This is a genomic window from Mesorhizobium sp. M7A.T.Ca.US.000.02.2.1 (assembly GCF_003996995.1).
Taxonomy (GTDB): Bacteria; Pseudomonadota; Alphaproteobacteria; order Rhizobiales; family Rhizobiaceae; genus Mesorhizobium.
The window spans coordinates 1-3,640 of record NZ_RZTT01000521.1 but is presented as its reverse complement, the minus strand read 5'-3'; the positions used below and the strand labels follow the sequence as shown (position 1 = coordinate 3,640).

4 protein-coding genes and 1 pseudogene are annotated in these 3,640 nt (G+C 60.6%); all 5 read left to right on the top strand.

Annotation, left to right across the window (positions count from 1 at the left end):
* Nucleotides 1–284 precede the first annotated feature (284 nt).
* Nucleotides 285–1,328, top strand: coding sequence for an enoyl-CoA hydratase/isomerase family protein (locus tag EOD15_RS30750; protein WP_127321506.1), 1,044 nt, complete (start codon nucleotides 285–287; stop codon nucleotides 1,326–1,328).
* Nucleotides 1,325–1,747 carry a DUF6163 family protein gene (locus EOD15_RS30745; RefSeq protein ID WP_127272646.1) on the top strand — a complete coding sequence of 141 codons (423 nt, stop codon included), beginning with the start codon at nucleotides 1,325–1,327 and terminating at the stop codon, nucleotides 1,745–1,747. The genes EOD15_RS30750 and EOD15_RS30745 overlap by 4 nt, the downstream gene beginning before the upstream one ends.
* A gap of 238 nt (nucleotides 1,748–1,985) precedes the next feature.
* Nucleotides 1,986–2,501, top strand: a complete 516-nt coding sequence (locus EOD15_RS30740) for a winged helix DNA-binding protein (protein ID WP_008875359.1) — start codon at nucleotides 1,986–1,988, stop codon at nucleotides 2,499–2,501.
* A 173-nt stretch (nucleotides 2,502–2,674) separates the two neighbouring features.
* Nucleotides 2,675–3,085 (top strand): hypothetical protein, encoded by a 411-nt coding sequence (locus EOD15_RS30735; protein ID WP_245463810.1) that lies wholly within the window; start codon nucleotides 2,675–2,677, stop codon nucleotides 3,083–3,085.
* 366 nt (nucleotides 3,086–3,451) lie between these two features.
* Nucleotides 3,452–3,640, top strand: a pseudogene (locus EOD15_RS30730) (murein L,D-transpeptidase); the annotation flags it as partial.

Genomic DNA, 3,640 nt, shown 5'->3' with positions numbered 1-3,640 from the left:
CTTCCAAAGTCCCCGCCATGACCGGGTGAACAGCCAAGCAGATGCTCAGCCCGATTGCCACCGGCGCAAGGCGCGAAAATCGAGTCATAAACAACCGTCCCGTTCGAAGACCCGCCAGAGCTGCGCTGCAATGAACTCTATCCAGTTTTTCAGTATTGCAGCTCGATTTTTAGCACTGGCTCCTGGTCCGGGCCAGAGCTTGCACCGGTGTGCTCGCCATTGACGCACCCATGCGCCACGCTTTAGCACTTCAATCCCGGCGGCCGGGGGAGGGATTCTTCACGATGGATTTTGGCGGAGGCGACGAGATCCGCTTCGAACATTTGGGCCGGGCCGGCGTCGTCACCTTGACGCGGCCGCAGGCGCTCAATGCCTTGACGCACGGCATGATCAGGGCGCTCGACGCTGCTCTTTCCGCCTGGGAAGCCGACCAGGGCATCGACGTCATCGTCGTCAAGGCAGAGGGCAGGGCCTTTTCGGCCGGCGGCGATATCCTGCATGTCTATGAGACAGGCCGGGCGGGAAAACCGCCGGTCGAGTTCTTCGCCGACGAATACCGGCTCAACGCCCGCATCAACAGTTTCAAGAAACCTTATGTGGCCCTGATCGACGGCATCGTCATGGGCGGTGGTGTCGGTATCTCCTTCCATGGCTCGCACCGGGTGATGACCGAGAATGCCCAATTTGCCATGCCGGAGGTCGGCATCGGCTTTTTTCCGGATGTTGGCGCCAGCCACCTGCTGCCTGATCTCGGCGGCTCCTTCGGCATGTATCTGGCGCTGACCGGCAATCGCATCCGCTATGGCGATGCGCTGTGGTCGGGGCTGGCCACCCACACCATCAAGGCCGAGGACCAGGCTGGCTTCCTCGACCGCCTGGCGCTGACCGGCGATCCGGAATCGGTGCTGCGCGGCTTCTTCGTGCAGGCAAGGCGCGAAACCGACAGGCCGACGCTGGAGGCGATTGTTCGCCATTTTTCGCAACCGTCCCTGAACCGCGTCATCGACAGCCTCGAGCGTGCGGCCGACGCCGACGAGTTCGCGGCAAAGACACTGGCGACGATCCGCACCCGCTCGCCGACCAGCCTGCGCGTCGCCTGGCGTCAGATTAGCGCCGGACTGACGCTGTCCATGGAAGCCTGCATGAAGATGGAGTTCCGCATCCTCAACCGGATGCTCGCCGGCCATGATTTCTACGAAGGCATCCGCGCCGCCATCATCGACAAGGGCTCGAAGCCGCAATGGCGGCCGGCAAGCCTCGCTGCGGTCAGCGAAGCGGATGTCGATGCCTATTTCGCTCCGCTCGGCGAACGGGAACTCTTGATATGAGCGAGGTGACCTCGAGGCGCGTCGTGCTGCAGCCCTCCGGGGTGGAGGTGATCTTCGCCTGGTTCCAGCGCGTCATATCGGGCTACTGCCTGCTGTTCGGCATTCTCTACTGGATCAGGTTGATCGGCTTTTATCCGGGTACGCTGTGGCGGTTCGACCTGATGCCCGTGCACTGGCAGGTCGCTGCGGTGGTGCTCGCCGTGTTCTTTCCCTTTGCCGCTGCCGGCCTGTGGATGCTGGCGTCCTGGGGGCCGGTGATCTGGTTCATTTGCGCGGTGACCGAGACGGTCATGTATGCCGGCTTTCCCGAGCTATTCGGCCACCGCTTGCTGATTGTCGCCTCGCATGCGGCGGTGGCGCTGCTCTACATCGTCTTCCGTGTCGTCATCTACCTGCAGAAGCGCCCGGTCCGCCACTAAGCCGTTGAACCCATTGGCGGCCCCGCTGTCGCCTCGAATGAGCTCCGCAATCGTTGCCGAAATCTTTAGGTTAATTATCCTTGCTCGGGTGACCGTTCGTTAAGCCTCTTCCGAAACCTCTTACCGGTAAGCTCTTGTTAGCCCTAGCGTTTAAGTCGAATTTTATGAGTATTCGATAGTGTCGCGATCAAGGTGAAAAACAAAAAATCACCAGGGCGACAAACGAGAGGCAAAGACAATGATCAATTCGCGTCCGGCGGCGAAGACCGCCAACGTATCCGACGATCGCCGCGAGGCTATCCGTTCCCTGTACATGGAATCGCTGCAGCTTGTTGAGCGGCTGCACCGCCGCCTGCTTGATGTGATCAAGGACGAATTCGACCGCAACGGCCGTTCCGACATCAATGCCATCCAGGCGCTGCTGCTGTTCAATATCGGCAATTCCGAGCTGACCGCCGGCGAGTTGCGCTCGCGTGGCTACTATCTCGGCTCGAACGTCTCCTACAATCTGAAGAAGCTGGTCGATCTCGGCTTCATCAATCACCAGCGCTCGCGCATCGACCGCCGTTCGGTCCGTGTCTCGTTGACGCCGAAGGGCAACGAGGTGGCGGAGGTCGTTGCCGGCCTCTACGAGCGTCATGTCGGCTCGATCGAGCAGGTCGGCGGCATCAACACCGACGAGTTCAAGCAGATGAACCGTGCTTTGCAGCGGCTCGACCGCTTCTGGAACGACACTATCGCCTACCGGATGTAAGGCGCCGCATCGGATCCGGCCCGCGCCACAGAAACGCGGCCGAAATATCGACCTTCAGTCAGGGCCGGTGCCGAGAGGCATCGGCCTTTTTCTAGCGACTGACGGCGACTTGAGTTCATCTGTTTGTCGGCTGACCGCAACCCCGTGGGCCACGCTTTGCTTTCGCTTCCACAATGCCTAATGTCGCCGCACAAGGGGGCATGATGGGTCGAAGCAGGCGTTTCAAGATCTGTTTTGTCGCGGCGGCGCTACTGCTTGCGTCAGAAACGGCTTTCGCCGAGGACTGGTGGAAGGATGCCTTCGCCATGGAAGGCAGCAGCCCGTGCGACGGCAATGACTCCAGAGTGACGTTCACCGATAAGTCGGTGGAAATGTGGGAAGTCGGCTGCACAATCGACAAAGTCCAGAAGATCAAAGGCCTGGACGCCGTCATTTTGGACCTGACTTGCTCGGACGATACCGACAGTGTGGAAAAGAGGCGGGCGCTGCTGCTCAAACTCGATGACAGCAAGATATTGCGTTACCCTGAGAACCAAGTGCTGCAACGATGTTCCGAGTTGGAGGCTCCGGGTCCGAAGCCCTGAGCCAGTCTCGTTCGCGGCTGGCTGCGCGCCTTGCCGCGCGGCAGTCGACCCCATAGGCGATAGCTCGGCGACGGCACCGACCCCGATACCCAAAAGCATCGGTCCGTTCTTTTCGGAGTGCCGGCCAGTCGGATTCGGGCGCTAGGCCACGTTGCCGCCATATTCCAGTGGAACCGAGAGTGGCAGTGATGCTGGTGTGAAGACCATGCGTTCACCCGCAATCCGTATCGCGCCTGGGCGCTGTCACACCAAGGTGATACGGAGCATGGTTGGCTAATTGTTAAGATTGCCAATTTTACAGTGCGGGCGAGATCGCCCGGTGATCAACGCAGCAAGATCGAACTGCTACAAATGTCTGGAACGTCCATGAGAACCAGCCGTCGTTTTTTCCTCTCCGGAGCCTCCGCGCTCGCAGCCGCAGTGGTCGCCAGCGGCGCCAATGCGCAGGATGTGATCGGTGACATCCTGAAATCCTCAGCGCGCGGCAATTGGGACGACCAGTTCGATGCCCGCGCCAGCGAGGGCGGCAAGGTGGCCTCGACGCTGCCGATCTTC

Excerpts from the sequence above, each read along its gene's own strand:
- EOD15_RS30750 (WP_127321506.1), top strand. The coding sequence starts at position 285 with ATGGATTTTGGCGGAGGCGACGAGATCCGCTTCGAACATTTGGGCCGG.
- EOD15_RS30745 (WP_127272646.1), top strand. The coding sequence starts at position 1,325 with ATGAGCGAGGTGACCTCGAGGCGCGTCGTGCTGCAGCCCTCCGGGGTG.
- EOD15_RS30740 (WP_008875359.1), top strand. The coding sequence starts at position 1,986 with ATGATCAATTCGCGTCCGGCGGCGAAGACCGCCAACGTATCCGACGAT.
- EOD15_RS30735 (WP_245463810.1), top strand. The coding sequence starts at position 2,675 with ATGCCTAATGTCGCCGCACAAGGGGGCATGATGGGTCGAAGCAGGCGT.